The 15,999-nt window shown below is 37.1% G+C and carries 19 protein-coding genes; 9 read left to right on the top strand and 10 right to left on the bottom strand.

All coding sequences use genetic code 11. From position 1 onward, the window contains the following. Nucleotides 1-65 precede the first annotated feature (65 nt). Nucleotides 66-518 carry a universal stress protein gene (locus tag IM793_RS14610; protein ID WP_132394862.1) on the top strand — a complete coding sequence of 151 codons (453 nt, stop codon included), beginning with the start codon at nucleotides 66-68 and terminating at the stop codon, nucleotides 516-518. 381 nt (nucleotides 519-899) lie between these two features. Here the strand turns inward: IM793_RS14610 and IM793_RS14615 are convergent, their stop codons facing one another. Continuing rightward, complete coding sequence (locus IM793_RS14615) at nucleotides 900-1,250, bottom strand: 4Fe-4S dicluster domain-containing protein (protein WP_025143125.1); 351 nt, start codon at nucleotides 1,248-1,250, stop codon at nucleotides 900-902. 78 nt (nucleotides 1,251-1,328) lie between these two features. Between IM793_RS14615 and IM793_RS14620 the strand changes: the two genes are divergently transcribed. The 8 genes from IM793_RS14620 to IM793_RS14655 all read left to right on the top strand — a co-directional run bounded on the left by IM793_RS14620 (nucleotide 1,329) and on the right by IM793_RS14655 (nucleotide 8,260). Beyond that, nucleotides 1,329-2,345: an acyl-CoA reductase gene (locus IM793_RS14620; protein WP_193422545.1), complete on the top strand. Its 1,017-nt coding sequence runs from the start codon at nucleotides 1,329-1,331 to the stop codon at nucleotides 2,343-2,345. A gap of 68 nt (nucleotides 2,346-2,413) precedes the next feature. Then, nucleotides 2,414-2,617: a hypothetical protein gene (locus IM793_RS14625; protein WP_025143129.1), complete on the top strand. Its 204-nt coding sequence runs from the start codon at nucleotides 2,414-2,416 to the stop codon at nucleotides 2,615-2,617. Between the two features lies 1 nt (nucleotide 2,618). After that, complete coding sequence (locus tag IM793_RS14630; protein ID WP_029278680.1) at nucleotides 2,619-3,302, top strand: cell division ATP-binding protein FtsE; 684 nt, start codon at nucleotides 2,619-2,621, stop codon at nucleotides 3,300-3,302. 128 nt (nucleotides 3,303-3,430) lie between these two features. Next, nucleotides 3,431-4,012, top strand: coding sequence for a nucleotide exchange factor GrpE (locus IM793_RS14635; RefSeq protein ID WP_193422548.1), 582 nt, complete (start codon nucleotides 3,431-3,433; stop codon nucleotides 4,010-4,012). Nucleotides 4,013-4,109: 97 nt separating this feature from the next. Further along, nucleotides 4,110-5,270: a molecular chaperone DnaJ gene (dnaJ, locus tag IM793_RS14640; RefSeq protein WP_193422550.1), complete on the top strand. Its 1,161-nt coding sequence runs from the start codon at nucleotides 4,110-4,112 to the stop codon at nucleotides 5,268-5,270. Nucleotides 5,271-5,860: 590 nt separating this feature from the next. Next, the gene (locus tag IM793_RS14645; protein WP_193422552.1) at nucleotides 5,861-6,157 is read left to right on the top strand and encodes a hypothetical protein; all 297 of its coding nucleotides are present in this window, start codon (nucleotides 5,861-5,863) and stop codon (nucleotides 6,155-6,157) included. Between the two features lie 33 nt (nucleotides 6,158-6,190). Further along, nucleotides 6,191-6,907: a DUF72 domain-containing protein gene (locus IM793_RS14650; protein WP_193422554.1), complete on the top strand. Its 717-nt coding sequence runs from the start codon at nucleotides 6,191-6,193 to the stop codon at nucleotides 6,905-6,907. Between the two features lie 438 nt (nucleotides 6,908-7,345). Then, nucleotides 7,346-8,260 (top strand): exopolyphosphatase, encoded by a 915-nt coding sequence (locus IM793_RS14655; RefSeq protein ID WP_193422556.1) that lies wholly within the window; start codon nucleotides 7,346-7,348, stop codon nucleotides 8,258-8,260. Nucleotides 8,261-8,314: 54 nt separating this feature from the next. Here the strand turns inward: IM793_RS14655 and IM793_RS14660 are convergent, their stop codons facing one another. The 9 genes from IM793_RS14660 to IM793_RS14700 form a co-directional block, all read right to left on the bottom strand. Next, nucleotides 8,315-8,992 carry a hypothetical protein gene (locus IM793_RS14660; RefSeq protein ID WP_193422558.1) on the bottom strand — a complete coding sequence of 226 codons (678 nt, stop codon included), beginning with the start codon at nucleotides 8,990-8,992 and terminating at the stop codon, nucleotides 8,315-8,317. A gap of 52 nt (nucleotides 8,993-9,044) precedes the next feature. Then, a complete protein-coding gene (locus IM793_RS14665; protein WP_193422560.1) occupies nucleotides 9,045-9,611 on the bottom strand; it encodes a nucleoside triphosphate pyrophosphatase in 567 nt (188 codons plus the stop codon). A 70-nt stretch (nucleotides 9,612-9,681) separates the two neighbouring features. Beyond that, nucleotides 9,682-10,071 (bottom strand): hypothetical protein, encoded by a 390-nt coding sequence (locus IM793_RS14670; RefSeq protein ID WP_132394872.1) that lies wholly within the window; start codon nucleotides 10,069-10,071, stop codon nucleotides 9,682-9,684. A 104-nt stretch (nucleotides 10,072-10,175) separates the two neighbouring features. Continuing rightward, nucleotides 10,176-11,006 carry a universal stress protein gene (locus IM793_RS14675; RefSeq protein ID WP_193422562.1) on the bottom strand — a complete coding sequence of 277 codons (831 nt, stop codon included), beginning with the start codon at nucleotides 11,004-11,006 and terminating at the stop codon, nucleotides 10,176-10,178. A gap of 439 nt (nucleotides 11,007-11,445) precedes the next feature. Next, nucleotides 11,446-11,973 carry an HAD family hydrolase gene (locus tag IM793_RS14680; protein WP_193422564.1) on the bottom strand — a complete coding sequence of 176 codons (528 nt, stop codon included), beginning with the start codon at nucleotides 11,971-11,973 and terminating at the stop codon, nucleotides 11,446-11,448. A gap of 71 nt (nucleotides 11,974-12,044) precedes the next feature. Continuing rightward, nucleotides 12,045-12,287, bottom strand: a complete 243-nt coding sequence (gene iscX / locus IM793_RS14685; protein ID WP_088300868.1) for a Fe-S cluster assembly protein IscX — start codon at nucleotides 12,285-12,287, stop codon at nucleotides 12,045-12,047. Between the two features lie 98 nt (nucleotides 12,288-12,385). Beyond that, nucleotides 12,386-12,718 (bottom strand): 2Fe-2S iron-sulfur cluster-binding protein, encoded by a 333-nt coding sequence (locus IM793_RS14690; protein WP_029275355.1) that lies wholly within the window; start codon nucleotides 12,716-12,718, stop codon nucleotides 12,386-12,388. A 40-nt stretch (nucleotides 12,719-12,758) separates the two neighbouring features. Further along, nucleotides 12,759-13,523 carry a Rossmann-like and DUF2520 domain-containing protein gene (locus tag IM793_RS14695; protein WP_193422566.1) on the bottom strand — a complete coding sequence of 255 codons (765 nt, stop codon included), beginning with the start codon at nucleotides 13,521-13,523 and terminating at the stop codon, nucleotides 12,759-12,761. Nucleotides 13,524-13,527: 4 nt separating this feature from the next. Then, the gene (locus IM793_RS14700; RefSeq protein ID WP_193422570.1) at nucleotides 13,528-15,993 is read right to left on the bottom strand and encodes a heme lyase CcmF/NrfE family subunit; all 2,466 of its coding nucleotides are present in this window, start codon (nucleotides 15,991-15,993) and stop codon (nucleotides 13,528-13,530) included. Nucleotides 15,994-15,999 lie beyond the last annotated feature (6 nt).

Genomic DNA, 15,999 nt, shown 5'->3' on the forward strand with positions numbered 1-15,999 from the left:
CATTGCCTAACATTTTGAATACAAAATTGTTATTTTTATGATGTTCAATTTCAAATATACGCGCCATGAATTTTAAAAAAATATTAATTGCCGTTGATAATAGCACCTGCTCAGAAAAAGCTGCAAAAGCCGGTTACGACATGGCTGAAAAATTTGGAGCAGAAGTAGCACTGGTCAACATTATCGAGCCCGTTCCAGCTAATGTAAACCCCGATTTAACACTTGCGCCAGTGTTTTTAGAAACATACGATAACAGCGAAGAAAACAGCCATATCCTATTGAAAGAAATGGAAACTAAATATGGAAAAGGCATAGAAACCACCTATTTAAGCATTATTGATACAGCTGCACATGGCATTATCCAGCAATCAGACGAGTGGGGTTCTGATTTAATTGTAATAGGCACTTATGGCCGGACAGGATTATACCATTTTTTAATGGGAAGCGTTGCCGAACACGTAGCAAGAAAATCGGCTTGTCCGGTGCTGATTATCCCAAATAAATTCGATGTTGATTAGTTCATTTGTTAAATAGTCATTAGTTAGCATGATGCAAAATACATCAGTGATAATCTGTGGCAAAAAATTATTGGCAATGAAAATATAATCCTGATGGTTAATCAATTAACTGTTTAAATTGGTTAATCGTTACAAAAACGCCAATATCAACACTTTTGTCTCGAAATATTATCATTTCGACCGCAGTGGAAAAATGTACCTGGATAGATTTCTCCATTCCGCTGAGCTACAGTCGAAATGACGAAACTTAGGATGAGGAGATATAGATTTATTTGTGTTTGAAAACTGGTTAATTGGTAATTGAAAACTGTCAACTGAAATCTTTTTTAAACAAAAAAGTCTCACTTTAAGCGAGACTTTAATTCTAATATCTGATCAAGACTATCCTTCCTGGTGTAACCAGGCTTTCTTAGCCAATAATTCTTCTTCAGTTTCGCGGATATCTTCGTCATCAACGCAACAATCAACCGGGCAAACTGCCGCACACTGAGGCTCGTCATGAAAGCCTTTACACTCTGTACATTTATCGGATACAATATAATACACTTCATCCGAAACTGCTTCCTGGGCAGCGTCTGCTTCAATTTGTTGATTACCAAAATCAATGATACCATTTAAATTAGTACCATCAGAAAAACGCCATGCAGTACCGGCATCGTAAATTGCGTTATTTGGACATTCCGGTTCGCAAGCCCCACAATTTATACACTCATCTGTTATTTTAATCGCCATGTTTTCGTCTAATTCTTTTGCTTAGTTTACCTTTGCGATGCAAATATAAGATATAATCACTTAATAATAATTCTAAATATGTCAGCATTAACTCAAGAAAAAGTAATAATCGCGTTTAACAAACTGGGCTTATTGCTTACAAAGCCTACTGACATACTAGGAAATGCATTTTATACTGCCGAAAGTACCAATACATGGTTTACTGCAGAAAATATAAAAAAATCTATTTTATCTTTCGCCAAGATGTTAAATGAGGCAGATTTGACCATTTGGTTCGAATCGGTTAAGTTTAGTACATCGCCAAAAAAGGTGGGTTTAATCCTGGCGGGCAACATCCCATTGGTGGGTTTACATGACATTTTAAGTGTATTGGCTACCGGAAACATTGCACTGATTAAACTTTCTTCAGCTGATGATCAATTGATTAAAGCTGTAATTGCTGAACTGATTAAAATAGAGCCCGCTTTTGAAGGTCAAATAGAATATGTAGAGCGCTTAAAAGATTTTGACGCCGTTATTGCTACTGGCAGCAACAATTCATCACGCTATTTTGATTACTATTTCAGTAAAGTACCCAACATTATCAGGAAAAACAGAAATAGTGTAGCGGTTTTAGATGGCACCGAAAGTTTTGAAGACATTCAACACCTTGGCAATGATATTTTTGATTATTTTGGTTTGGGTTGCAGAAACGTTTCTAAACTTTATTTTCCTAAAGGGTACGATATCGCCAATTTTTACGAAGGTATAGAGAGTTTTCAACCCATTATTAATCACTTTAAATACAATAACAATTACGATTATAACAAATCTATTTACCTTGTTAATGCGGCTAAACACTTCGATAATGGCTTTTTGTTATTAAAACAAGATGAAAGCTTAACTTCTCCCTTAGCGGTGATTTTTTACGAAGAATATGATAATCTGCAAGAGGTAGAAGATAAGTTAAAAGATAAATCAGAAAATATTCAATGCATTATTACTAAAGCACCGTTAAGCTTTAACACTTTTGGTTTTGGCCAAAGTCAGCACCCAAAACTTTGGGATTACGCAGATAATGTGAATACGATTGAGTTCTTAAACAACCTTAATTGAATTTCTCAACTTTAGTCTTTCAGCTTTCTCCTTTGGGCTTTCAGCTTAAATAGCTATTTTTGGACACAATGTATATCGTTAAAGTTAAAGGCATAGCCAAAATTCCAGATTACGTACAGTTGAGAGATGACAAGTTTACACTTTTAGCTTATTTTAGGGTAGACAGACCTGATAAATCGCTGGAAAAACTCGGACTTGGCGACAAGCAAGATTACATTATGGAAATGGTTAAAGGTTTGCCTTTTGGGCAGATTGCAAAATTGGAAATATAATATGGCAGGCAACTCAGTAATTCATTTAAGTAATGTTGATGTTTTTCAGCAGAAACATTTAGTGCTCTCAAACGTAAATTTACATATCGAAAAAGATGAATTTGTATTCCTTATTGGTCAAACAGGTTCAGGTAAGAGCAGTTTGCTTAAAATATTATATGGCGACTTACATATTGGCAATGGCGAAGGCAATATTGCCGGTTTCGACCTTAAAAACCTAAAAGAAAGTCAGGTTCCGTTTTTACGCCGTAAATTGGGTGTAGTTTTTCAGGATTTTCAATTACTTACTGATAGAACGATTGAAAAAAACCTTGAATTTGTGCTTAAGGCAACAGGCTGGAAAGATGAAAAACTAATTAACGAGCGCATTAAAGATGTTTTAGACAAAGTTGGTTTACGTTCTAAAATCAAAAAAATGCCACATGAAATTTCTGGCGGCGAGCAGCAACGTATTGTTATTGCAAGGGCTTTGTTAAACGATCCGGAAATAATCCTGGCTGATGAGCCTACCGGGAATTTAGACCCAGAAACATCAGAAGAAATAGTAACCCTTCTAAAACAAATCAGCCAGGCCGGAACTGCGGTATTAATGGCTACGCACGATTACCACATCATCCGAACTTTCCCTTCACGCATTATTAAATGTGAGAATGGAGTTGTGCACGAAGATGCTCAAATTGTATAAAAAATTCTGACATCCGTCAGCTAATCAGCCAATCTGTTCAGATAAATACAAATAAATCTGACAGCTTGGCTGATTTCCGTTTATGGCAAAATAGTTGAGATTAACACAAAAAAATTCAGCCCGGTATTATGTTTAATAAGAAGAAAAATAACGATAAAGAAGAAAATATAATGAATCCTGAAAATACATCAGAAAATACTGCTGAGAATGTAGAGAATACTGATGCTCCTGCGGTTGAAACTGAGCAGGCACCTGAATTATCTGCAGAAGAAAAATTGCAAGCGGAAGTTCAACAACTTAACGACAAATATTTACGTTTATACGCTGAGTTCGATAATTATAAACGTCGCACACAAAAAGAACGTGTAGAATTATTGCAAACTGCCGGTAAGGATGTAATTGTTTCACTTTTACCTGTTTTAGATGATTTTAACCGTGCATTAAAAGCAATGGAAACGGCTACTGAGGTAGCTCCGGTTAAAGAAGGTATATTATTGGTAAGCACAAAACTGAAAAATACCTTGGCGCAAAAAGGTTTGAAAGATGTAGAAAGCATTAACCAACCTTTTAATACCGATTTCCACGAAGCAATTACCAATATCCCTGCACCTAGCGAAGACCTTAAAGGGAAAGTGATCGATGAGGTGGAAAAAGGTTATACCTTAAATGATAATGTAATCCGCTTTGCTAAAGTTGTAGTTGGGGCGTAAGAAATAATTATTGAATGATTGAATTTTGAATGATTGAATTAACATCTCTCATTCCATCAATCAATCATTTAATCATTCAATCATTTTATAAATAAAGATGAGTAAAAGAGATTATTACGACGTATTAGGCGTAACCAGGGGCGCAGCCGCCGATGAGATAAAAAAAGCTTATCGCAAGATGGCGATTAAATATCACCCGGATAAAAACCCTGGCGATAAAGCTGCTGAAGATAAATTTAAAGAAGCTGCTGAAGCTTACGAAATTTTAAGCAGCCCTGAGAAAAAACAACGTTATGACCAATATGGTCATGCTGGTGTTGGAGGCGCGAGTGGTGGCGGTTATGGCGGTGGCGGAATGAACATGGACGATATTTTTAGCAATTTCGGCGATGTATTTGGTGGTCACAATCCTTTCGAAAGTTTTTTTGGCGGTGGTGGCGGTCAGCAACGCGGCGGTCGTCGTGTTGCAAAAGGCACTAACCTACGTATAAAAGTTAAATTAACACTTGAAGAAATTGCACATGGTGCCGAAAAGAAAATCAAGGTTAATAAACTAATCGTTTGTAAAACCTGCGACGGCTCTGGCGCAAAAGATAAATCATCGGTAAGTACCTGTGGTACCTGCGGTGGCAGCGGCCAGGTGCGTAGAGTAACCAATACGATTTTGGGCCAGATGCAGACGGCATCTACCTGCCCTACTTGTAACGGTAGTGGTCAACAAATTACCGCTAAATGTAATGTTTGTCATGGAGATGGTGTCGTACGTGGTGAAGAAACCATTACCATCAATATTCCGGCAGGCGTAAGTGAAGGTATGCAATTAAGCATGAGTGGCAAAGGAAATGCTGCACCTAATGGCGGTATCCCCGGCGATTTAATTATCTTAATTGAAGAAACACCTCACGAAACCTTAAAACGTGAAGGAAATAATATTGTTTACGATTTACATTTAAGCTTTGTTGATGCTGCTTTAGGGATGAGCATCGAAGTACCAACCATTGATGGTAAAGCTAAAATTAAAATCGAACCAGGTACCCAAAGTGGAAAGTTATTACGCTTAAAAGGTAAAGGTTTGCCAGAAGTAAATTCTTACCATAGAGGTGATGAAATTATTCACATCAACATTTGGACACCAAAAGCTTTAAGTAGCGACGAACGTAATGCTTTAGAGAAATTACGTGAATCGCCGAACTTTAAGCCTCAACCAGGTAAAAATGATAAGAGTTTCTTCGAAAGAATGAAAGAATACTTCGAGTAATTAATAAATATAGATTAAAAAACCGGTGCCGCAAGCATCGGTTTTTTGCTTTACAGCAGATCGTCATGCTGATCCGATTTTGTTAAGTTAGATGTTACCATCTGACTATTAAAACCATACCAGTAAATTTTGATAATTGATTTTTCGCCGTATCAGATGGTAACATCTGACACCACGCGTATTCATTTGTAACCTCAAATTCTTGCATTTGCATAAATATTGACCACCTAAGTAACCTGAGGTCAGCTAAGCATAAATTATTTTGTGAGAGGCTTTCTCAAAAAGATTTACCGTGGCTCATTAAGCAAATTATTTTGACACGTCGTCATTCCCAATTTAATTGGGAATCCTAATGCTATCGCAGCGCGCTTTAAGATTCCAGCCTGCGCGAGAATGACGGGAAACAAAATAAAATTCTGGCCTTAACTGCTAGATTTTACTTTTGATACGGTCTAATAAAAACCATATAAGTAAAATGGATAATTGATTTTTCACTGTATCAGATGATAACATCTGACACAATGGTATCTGAGACAAATTACTAATTTTTCGGGTTGCCATATCCGTAAAACAAGCATTAATGATAAAATATGGACAAACTCAGTGCCGCTTTTAGAAAAAATCCAATTGCATCGGTAATATTTGCATTATATTTAGTTGGATGGATTTCACCAATCTTAATGGAGATTTTATTTGCGCCAGCAAAAAATGAAACGCAATTAAAGAATCATCATTCTCCATTTACCGGATTTTTAATATGCTCAATGCTTTATTTATTAACTATGGTGGTATTAGGCTTTCTAAATAAAAAAGGAAACATTTACTTAAAACTATCGGGTTACATTGGTATCTCGTTGATTATTTTCATTGCAATCTATAACAGATGATAAACCTTTCCCTCTATAACCTGTTTTCTATGCATGAAATGGAAAATTGGTTGTTCAGGCTTCTATTACCGCGAATGGAAAGAAGTTTTCTATCCTAAAGGTTTAGCACAAAAAGATTGGTTTAAGTATTATTGCGAGCATTTTAATACAATAGAGATTAATTCTACTTTTTATAAAATGCCAACGCAAAAATCGTTCGATAAATGGTACAACGAAAGTCCTGACGATTTTTTGTTTACGATTAAGGCACCGCGTTTAATTACACACTACAAGCAGTTGAATGAATGCGAGCAACTTATCAACGATTTTTACGAGGCTATTCAAATCGGACTAAAGGAAAAATTGGGCTGTGTACTTTTTCAGTTTCCACCGAAGTTCGATTATAGTGCCGAAAGGTTAAATCTATTGATCGAAAATTTAAGACCAGCGTTTAAAAATGTAGTAGAATTTCGGCACATCAGTTGGTTTGATGAAGAAGTTTATAGAAAACTGAATAAAAATAAGATCATCTTCAGCGGACAAAGCTATCCATCTGCCCTACCCGATAATGTAATTCAAAATACAGCAACTGTTTATTACCGTTTTCATGGTAAGCCTGTATTATATAAATCTGAATATGAAATAAATACAATTACGGACTTCAAAAATCAGATTAAAGACGGTGTTACTGAAGTTTTTGTTTATTTTAATAATACCTGGGGAGTTGGAGCATTACATAACGCGAAACAATTGCAGGATTTAGTGAAATAGGATTGGAAAAGCAATGACAGTGGTATATTTTAATGTTAGCCGGGCTATACGCTGTAGCTCAGATTGAAAAAAATCTGAGGCTGCCACTACTATCCCGTTTATTAACAACGGCTTGTTCTACTATTTTGGATAGCAGAACCATATTAGTGCAGTAAGGTTTTACCATCTGACTGCCTGGAGCATCTTAACAAAATGTAAGATGGTTACATTTGATTTTTCTCCCTGTCAGATGGTAACATCAGACATCACGGGAATTTTCTAGGCCGTTCGCTATTTTGCCAAAAGTTGCTAACGTTTAAAAATAAACCTGATAGCAATGATATTTCGGTGAACTAGCTTTAATTTAGCACCAACATTAACGAAATTTAATAGATAGCAGGACTGCAGCTCCCGATAAAGTACCGCTTCTGCTTTCCAAAAAAATATAAAACAAAAAATATGCGTGTTGCCGTTATCGATCTTGGAACCAATACTTTTCATTTGCTTATTGCTGAAAAAGCAGGTAAAGAATTGGAAATTCTCTACAAAACCAATGTTCCCGTTAAATTGGGCGAAGGAAGAATTAACGATAACATTATCATTCCAGCAGCCTTTGAAAGAGGGATAAATTGTCTTAAAGATTTTAGTGAAATTATTGCTGATTACCAAGCTGATAAGGTCAGGGCTACGGCAACATCTGCCATTAGGAGCGCAGAAAATGGCAAAGATTTCGTTGATGCGGTACATGAAAGAACTGGAATAAACATTGAAACGATTAGCGGTGATGAAGAAGCTGAATTAATTTACCAGGGTGTAAAACTGAGTGGGGCCATTACCGATCTTTCGCTGATTATGGATATTGGTGGCGGCAGTGTAGAATTTATTCTTTGCGATACTGAAAACCTGATCTGGAAGAAAAGTTACAATATTGGTGCAGCCCGTTTAATGCAGCAGTTTTTTAAATCAGACCCCATAAATGACGGGGATAAAAACGCTATTTTATTTCACATTCAAAACCAACTCACCGATCTTTTCGACATCTGTGAAAAACATCAGCCCAAAGTGCTGATCGGATCTGCCGGAGCATTCGAAACCTTTGCGGAGCTCATCATCAGAAAAAACAAACTGAAAACAGATATAAATACCACCAAAACTTTCGAATTTAACTTTGACGACTACATCGAAATTGCAGGTAAATTATTGAATTCTAACCATCAAGAGAGATCAGCAATGCCTGGAATAATTCCATTAAGGGTTGATATGATTGTAATTGCTTCTTTAATTACCAATTACGTTTTGGGCAGATCGAAGATAAACAGGTTAACGCTTTCCACTTACGATTTGAAAATGGGTGTACTGGCAAGCCTGATATAAAAAATGATCCATCAGCAGATGGATCACCGAGAGTTTGCATATATTAATTTAGGATTATTTCTTTTTTGGTGCAATCAGTACTCTACCCATAATCATGGGTTCAGCTTTTTTGAGTTTGAGGTTATTTTGTTTCCCTTTAGAAAAATCGAGTGTTAAAAAGGCTGAATAACGGATACTTTCAACCATCAGTTGATTTTTACTGAAATCAAACTTATTATCCAAAAGAATTTCATACCGACCGTTTTTATCAGTCAAAGTGGCATATTTAGTATCGAGAATGGATAACCTTATTCCAGCAAGCGGCTTATTATCAGCACCGATAACATAACCGTATACTTTTTTGGGCATAACCGGTTTTTTATTGTCGGTTTTGTTATTTATGCTTCTAGTTATTTCAATGGGCTCCTTAAAATTTTCGGCTCTGGCATCCATCACAAAAATGCTCATGCCTATAGCCAGCACACCAAGGTACTTCATCCAGTTTCTATTGTTTGTTGGAACAATAGCCAAATGATAGTTGAGCTGGTTTAATTGGCTTTGGCTCATGCGGCCGCACACAGAAGAACCTGCATTTGCCAATACATTGATGATTTCTGCATTGGTATAGCCAGAGAAATCGATTACATTTTTGCTGCAGGCTTTACAGAAATTGAAACCTTCTCCTTTATCCATTTCATCCCAGTTCTGTAAACATGGCTCGGCTATGGTAACTTCGTTAATTCTCGTTTTCATCTTGGATGTTTTTAGAGATGATGAAACTTTTAAGAGAATTCCACAAGGAGTTTTAAATAAACTTCAATAGTTCATTATACAGCTTTTCTGTTGGCAAGCCCATTACGTTAGTATACGAGCCTTCAATCCGTTGTACCACTACGATACCCCACCAATCTTGCACGCCGTAACTTCCAGCCTTATCAAAGGGTTTATAATTATCGATATAGAAATCAATTTCATCAGCTGTAACAGACTTACAGTAAACTTCTGTCCTATCGTAAAACGAATGAATTTTATCGCCTCTAACAAGTGTTACACCTGTAAAAACTTCATGCCTGCCGCCCGATAGCTTTTTTAACATTTCCTGTGCATGTGCCCTATCTTCAGGTTTACCTAAAATTTCTCCGTTTAAGGCAACGATGGTATCTGCTGTAATCACTATTTCACCATCAGCAGTAAAAGCCCTGGCCTTCTGTTCTGAAATGTAAACGGCAATTTCTGCCGGACTTAAATCTAAAGGGTAACTTTCATCAACATCCTTTAACTCGACTTTAAAATCTAAACCCATAAGCGTTAAAAGTTCTTGTCTTCGAGGTGATTTAGAGGCTAGAACGATAGGAGGAAAATTTGCAGGCATATTTTATTTTTTTGCTAAAATAAGAAAAGCGACATAAAGCCGCTTTTCTTATTTGATATTTTAACAAGATTTAGTTGTTTCCACCACCCTGTCTACGTTTTTCCATTTCAGCACGTTGCTCTTTTTGCCAGGCTTCGTAAGCTTTTTTCTGATCGTCAGTTAATACCGCAGTAACTTTTGCGTCGTTATCAGCACGCATTTTTTGCATTTTCTCTCTCATCGCATCTCTATCCCCACCACCTTGCATTTCTTCGCGCATTTTTTTCATGGTTTCAGCCTGCTCAGTAAAAACCGTGGTTAGCTTTGTTTTCTGATCATCAGATAACTTTAATTTTTCGTCAAGCAATTTTACTCTTTCTTCAGGTTTCATCATCATTCTACCTTGTCCGCCACCTTGCTGCGCGTTAGCGAAACCAGCTATACCTAGCATTAATCCGCAAATCATCATTAATTTTTTCATGTTGTTCTTTTGTTGTTTTTGGTCCAAATTGAGTTTGTTGGAGTGTAAAAGAAAATGAAAGTTTAAAGTCGCTATGTAACTAAGCTGTTGCGAAATAAAATATATCAATCTTTCAACAATAACACCGGCACATGCGATTTAATCGTTAACCTTTGAGATACACTTTCGTGCAGCAAACTTTCAAAAAAACTATACTTCTTTGGAAGTGCGATAATTAACTGGGCTTCTTCGCTTTTGGCAAATTTTACGATTCCTTTAATCGTATCGGGATGATCAGCGTAGTGATATGCCGGCGAAAAATCTTTAAGCATCTCATGTAAAAAATGTTCTTCCTGTGAATCGATCTTATGACCAGAATTAATATTGAGCACCAAAAGTTCGAGGACGTGTTTGCTCAGGATATTTTTGAGTGCGTGCATCGGGATCACCTCTTTAACTTTTTTAAAATCGCAGGCTAAAATGGCTTTACGGATCGATTGATAGTCGGCCTTAGGCGGAACAACCAAAACCGGCACCGGACTCGATTTAGAAATTTTAATCGCATTAGAACCGATATCACTTTCGTCTTTCGCTTTTTTACCGTTACTTCCGATAATAATGACATCGATTTCTTCCCTATTTACCCGATCAATGATTGACCTTAATAAGGTTTCCCTTGTTAGAGAAACCTCTATTTCGGCCTTGGGATTAATCTCCAGCATTTTTGACTTCAGTTTTTCGAGTGCTTCGAGCCTTTTGGTAATTTCGTCGGCGATATTTTCATCAGTAGTAATGAGCATATCAGGGGTAGGAAGAATGCTCTCGTATTCGGAAACGTAATAAGCATTAAGCAGTATAATTTTTGAGTTCGTCATCGCGAAACTCAACCTGGCAGCATATTTCGCAGCATGATCAGCTGTTTTAGAAAAATCGACAGGTACAAGGTATGTACTCATATGATTAAAAATTATGTTTTTACATCAATAAATTAATCAATCGATTGATTAATTGATGTAAATCTCGCATATTATCTGATGTATTGCAAATTTTTGAACTGAAGATTTATAACGAGAACGTCATTCTGTTTCTTAGTATCGTCATTTCGACTGAAGTGAAACGGAACGGCGAAATCTATAATACATTAGAAATAGATCCTTCGACTACGCTCAGGATGACAATCATGGAAAGCACAATGACCAATGTTAAATTTACAATAATCAATAGTCATAACTTATATCATCATCTTGACTTTAAAGAAGTGAAACGGCGAAATCTATTACTAAGTTATTTCTTGAAAATGCGTGTAGAGAGATCCTTCGACTACGCTCAGGATGACAATTGCGGTTAGGGTAATGATCAATGCTCAACTAGCAATGACCAGTGAACTAATGAAACCTACCTACCTGAGTCGGCAGCATTTGGATTTTCATCGTGCCACCTGCCCTGTACTTTCATTACTTTTTCGATAATATCACGCACAGCTGTTTTGCCTCCATTGTAAGGGGAAACGAATGTAGAGATTGCTTTTATCTCTTCTACCGCATCAGCCGGGCAGGTTGGAAGCCCTACGAGTTTCATTACTTTTAAATCAGGGATATCGTCACCCATATAAAGCACTTCTCCTGAAGTAATGCCCTTATATTGAAGATATTGATTGAAAATGGCAACCTTATCTCCTGTTCCGAGGAACACATCGGTTACGCCCAGATTAAAAAATCGCTTCCCCATGGCAATGCCATCACCACCAGATATAATACAGATGTTATATCCTTTTTTAACGGCTAATTGCATGGCATAGCCATCTTTAATGTTAAAAGTGCGCAATGACTGACCATTATCAGTAACCTGAACTGATCCATCGGTAAGCACACCATCTACATCAAAAATGAAAGTGGTAATTTCTTTTAATTTGTGGAGAAACATTGGCGCGTTTGGCGTTTAGAGTTAGGCGCTCGGTGCCGACTCAAGACTGAGGACTCCGAACTCAAGACTAGTTACTGATTATCTCTCCACTCGTATACCCAGGCAGATTGAATTTGCTCTAAATGGCCTTCACTGCTTTCTTCGCGAGTACCTTTAAAGTTGGGCAATTCTAAAACCCATTCTAAAAGTTCAGTAAAGCGGATACGGTAGATTTTGGCTTCTGTAAAATCATCACCAAATTTCTCATATAAAGACATTGCTATATCTTCGTAGTCGTTCCAATAAAAAGGTAAAGCAAATTTATCGTTATTCATGTTGTTTTGTTAGTTAATTGTTGAAATTGATTAATCGGTTAACTGTTTAAATTGGCTAATCGACTCCCGACTAAGGACTTTGGACTTAAGACTAAAACCTAGTGCCCCATAAAGTCAGACTGGTCTGGAATGGTCACTTCGATATCGCCGTTAATCACCACACACTGGCAACCTAAACGTGAAGTAATTTTCGGACGGACTGCCCTATCGATAAAGTCTTCTTCTTTGTCAGAAATCTCTTCGATATTATCCATGCCCTTTGTTACATATACATGGCAGGTACTGCAACCACAAACACCACCACAGTTGTGCTGTAATTCGATTCCATTATCCAGACAAACATCTAAAACAGATTCGCCGGCAGCTATTGGCAATTCAATAGATTCGTGATCTGCTTCTTCAAAATTTATTTTTAGTTTAAAAATGCTCATAATTATTTTGCAAAAGTAATAAGCAGAAGCCGTAATTATGCTATTTCAGCGTTAATTTTATGCTATCGCTCAATGTTTGATAAATGTTCTGCAATTCAGGCATATCGGTTAACATGCTCAAATGCTTATTTAAAGTGCTTTCATCAGCCCTAACTACTGGCCCAGTCTGCACATTTTCAGGCAGGTTGCTCATTACCTTCTCGGCTGTTTCGGCAATTAATGGCCTGATGATTTCAAAATTCAAATCGTTCTGACTTAAAATTTTATTTGCCAAAGCATATAGGTGATTCGGAAAATTACAGGCAAATACCGCTGCCAGGTGTAATACTTTTCTTTTCTCGCCATTTAACTTATATACTTCCCTGCTAATTTTAGCAGCGAGATTGCTTAAAATCGTTAATTGACTTTCATCGTTCGCTTCAATACAAAGTGGAATATTTTCAAATGAAACCGCTTTTTCTTTTGAAAAAGTTTGCAAAGGATAAAATACCCCCGCTTTAGCAACTTGTGATGATAAAACATTAATATCTGTAGTTCCAGAGGTATGTACCACCAGACCAGTTACATTTTTCAATGATTTAGCAACGCTTTCAATCGCATCATCTTTTACCGAGATGATATATAAATCAGCATTTTGCTTAATTTCATTTAAATCGTTGATGGCTTCAGTTGCAATCGATTGTGCCAATAAGGTTGCATTATCCAGGTTTTGACTGTACACCTGCACGATCTCTTCGCCCTTGCTTTTTAAAGCTTTTGCTAAATGTGTGGCAACATTTCCAGAACCTAATAAAACAATTTTCATGATTTTATGCGACTTTGGCCTCTTTTCTCCTTCTAAAAATTGAAAGTAAGAAACCCACAACCATTACGATGGTACCAGCCCAGTATAAATTGATGAAAGGAAATTCAATTGCTTTAAAAACAACCCAATCTTTAGCTTGTTGAGGTTTTTCAAAAATCTGAAGCTCTACTTTTTTCTCATCTGGCAAAACCCTCGAAAAACGGAATTTCAAATCTAATTCATCCACTTTACGGGCGAAATCGAAAGTATTATTACCTTTTATTAAGAAAATAGGCTCCGTGTTGTAAACTTTACCGGCCGCATTAATTTCTAATGGTAAACCAACCGCATAATCGCCTTGCGCAAGTGCTAAATCTTTGGCAGTAGGTTTTCGATCTAAATCTTTCACCGTAATCACACCGCTCGAAGTATGGATGGTATCGCCTACTGAAACTTTAACAATACGTGGTGCTTTATAGTTTTCATCATCCGAATGCCCTTCATGGTCATCATGCGATTCCTGTTTAATAGCTGCACTGGTAATGTGTGTATAAACATCGTAAGTTAAATAGTGCTTGGTATCAGGAGAAGCTATTAAGCCCATTTTCTGATTATCCTGCGTGTGCGGATGCAAATTAAAATCTTCTTTAACCTTACCTTCTTTATCTAAAACTTTAAAATTAAGCGTATAAATGGTATTGGGCGCTACAGTAGTATCGGCTACATAGGTTACAGTATACTTACCCATCTTTTTGGGCTCGTTTTTATATAACATGATGTTCTCACCAGGTTTTTCCGTCTTCTCGAAATCTTTTACCGGGATAAAATTATTCGCATTGATGGATAGTGGTTTGTTGGTCGCCGCAGAAATTAATGCACCTAAGATCAGGAAAGCAAAGCCAATATGCGCAATTGCTGATCCGGCCAATTTTGCCTTGCCACCGAAAGCCTGGTATAATACCGCAGCGTTAGAAAGTACTGCAAATAAACAACTAAAGGTAATCAGAATGTACATGGTATTGGTATATATACCAGTGACATATACCAAACCTGCTGTTAACACGATCGAGAAGATGATTGCTGATACCAGACTGCTGTAAAATTTGCGCGGATCTGTTCTTTTGTATTTTAAATATTGAGAGAAACCTGAAATTAAGGTAATTAATACCGCGAAAGGCGCTTGCCATTGATTGTAATATTTTACAGCATCAATTGGCGGCGTAAAGTTTGTTCCAAAGGCTTTGTTAAATACAGGAACAGAAGTGGAGAATATGACCTGGATACAAGCAATGGTTACCACTAAAGCGCCAATAAACATCCAGAATTCGCGCGAATAAGTTTCTTCATCTTTGGTGGTAATCGGCAATTCTTTCCACCGTACTACAATCAAGGCTATGGCCAAAACTGCAAAAACTACGTTGTACAATATTAGGTGACCAAACATTCCCATATCAGTGAACGAGTGTACAGAAGTGTCGCCTAAAATCCCGCTTCGGGTTAAAAAAGATGCATAAAGCACCAATAAGAAACTTAAGAATACTAAAGCGATTGCGGTAAAATAAGCATGACCTGTATTTTTATACGCGATCATTACGTGTACGGCCCCGATTAGGGTTAACCATGGAATTAAAGAAGCGTTTTCTACCGGATCCCAGGCCCAAAAACCGCCAAAGTTTAACGCTTCGTAAGCCCAGAAAGACCCCATAATAATACCCGTACCTAAAACCATCACCGCAAAAAGCGCCCAGGGCATAGCTGGTTTAATCCATTCTTTATATCTTTTTTGCCATAAAGCCGCAATGCCATAAGCAAAAGGCACAACCATACTGGCGAAACCTAAAAACAAAGTTGGCGGGTGAATCACCATCCAATAGTTTTGTAATAATGGATTTAATCCTTTTCCATCAGTGATGAATTTAAGGTAATTTTTATAATTTTCTGGATTCGCAAAAACCACAGGTGCCTGTGCTTTTAAATCCATGGCATCTCTTAAAAGTATAAACGGGGAACTTCCAATCCGCTCACCGAAAATTTCTACACCTAAAAGCATTGAGGTTAAAAAGACCTGAGAAAAGGCTACAACTGTCATTACAGGGCTTTCCCATGATTTGGCTTTCCAAATCAACAACGTACCAAGAAATGATTGCCAGAAAGCCCAAAGCCAAAAACTACCTTCTTGTCCTTCCCAAAACGCTGATATGATGTAATATACAGGAAGTTGCTTTGATGAGTGAGATTGAACGTAATAATACTCAAAATAATGGCCGAGTACCAGATAGAACAAAATGGCACCAATACCGATAATACTGGCAAAATTAACCAGGTATCCAATACGGCCTAAGTTTCTCCAGGATTTTTCTTCTAAATTTTTATCGCGGCTGGCAAAAAAATACGATATAGTTGATAGTAATGATGCACTAAATGCCAGAACAATAAAAAACTGTCCGATTTTACCTGGTAACAGGTGTTCGCCTACAAATTGAATATCCATTAAATA

Origin of the sequence: Pedobacter sp. MR2016-19, from assembly GCF_014947265.1 — a bacterium.
Taxonomy (GTDB): domain Bacteria; phylum Bacteroidota; class Bacteroidia; order Sphingobacteriales; family Sphingobacteriaceae; genus Pedobacter.

What these genes read in the sequence shown, in the direction of transcription:
- IM793_RS14610 (WP_132394862.1), top strand. Translation starts at nt 66, where the DNA reads ATGAATTTTAAAAAAATATTAATTGCCGTTGATAATAGCACCTGCTCA.
- IM793_RS14615 (WP_025143125.1), bottom strand. Translation starts at nt 1,250, where the DNA reads ATGGCGATTAAAATAACAGATGAGTGTATAAATTGTGGGGCTTGCGAA.
- IM793_RS14620 (WP_193422545.1), top strand. Translation starts at nt 1,329, where the DNA reads ATGTCAGCATTAACTCAAGAAAAAGTAATAATCGCGTTTAACAAACTG.
- IM793_RS14625 (WP_025143129.1), top strand. Translation starts at nt 2,414, where the DNA reads ATGTATATCGTTAAAGTTAAAGGCATAGCCAAAATTCCAGATTACGTA.
- IM793_RS14630 (WP_029278680.1), top strand. Translation starts at nt 2,619, where the DNA reads ATGGCAGGCAACTCAGTAATTCATTTAAGTAATGTTGATGTTTTTCAG.
- IM793_RS14635 (WP_193422548.1), top strand. Translation starts at nt 3,431, where the DNA reads ATGTTTAATAAGAAGAAAAATAACGATAAAGAAGAAAATATAATGAAT.
- dnaJ (WP_193422550.1), top strand. Translation starts at nt 4,110, where the DNA reads ATGAGTAAAAGAGATTATTACGACGTATTAGGCGTAACCAGGGGCGCA.
- IM793_RS14645 (WP_193422552.1), top strand. Translation starts at nt 5,861, where the DNA reads ATGGACAAACTCAGTGCCGCTTTTAGAAAAAATCCAATTGCATCGGTA.
- IM793_RS14650 (WP_193422554.1), top strand. Translation starts at nt 6,191, where the DNA reads ATGAAATGGAAAATTGGTTGTTCAGGCTTCTATTACCGCGAATGGAAA.
- IM793_RS14655 (WP_193422556.1), top strand. Translation starts at nt 7,346, where the DNA reads ATGCGTGTTGCCGTTATCGATCTTGGAACCAATACTTTTCATTTGCTT.
- IM793_RS14660 (WP_193422558.1), bottom strand. Translation starts at nt 8,992, where the DNA reads ATGAAAACGAGAATTAACGAAGTTACCATAGCCGAGCCATGTTTACAG.
- IM793_RS14665 (WP_193422560.1), bottom strand. Translation starts at nt 9,611, where the DNA reads ATGCCTGCAAATTTTCCTCCTATCGTTCTAGCCTCTAAATCACCTCGA.
- IM793_RS14670 (WP_132394872.1), bottom strand. Translation starts at nt 10,071, where the DNA reads ATGAAAAAATTAATGATGATTTGCGGATTAATGCTAGGTATAGCTGGT.
- IM793_RS14675 (WP_193422562.1), bottom strand. Translation starts at nt 11,006, where the DNA reads ATGAGTACATACCTTGTACCTGTCGATTTTTCTAAAACAGCTGATCAT.
- IM793_RS14680 (WP_193422564.1), bottom strand. Translation starts at nt 11,973, where the DNA reads ATGTTTCTCCACAAATTAAAAGAAATTACCACTTTCATTTTTGATGTA.
- iscX (WP_088300868.1), bottom strand. Translation starts at nt 12,287, where the DNA reads ATGAATAACGATAAATTTGCTTTACCTTTTTATTGGAACGACTACGAA.
- IM793_RS14690 (WP_029275355.1), bottom strand. Translation starts at nt 12,718, where the DNA reads ATGAGCATTTTTAAACTAAAAATAAATTTTGAAGAAGCAGATCACGAA.
- IM793_RS14695 (WP_193422566.1), bottom strand. Translation starts at nt 13,523, where the DNA reads ATGAAAATTGTTTTATTAGGTTCTGGAAATGTTGCCACACATTTAGCA.
- IM793_RS14700 (WP_193422570.1), bottom strand. Translation starts at nt 15,993, where the DNA reads ATGGATATTCAATTTGTAGGCGAACACCTGTTACCAGGTAAAATCGGA.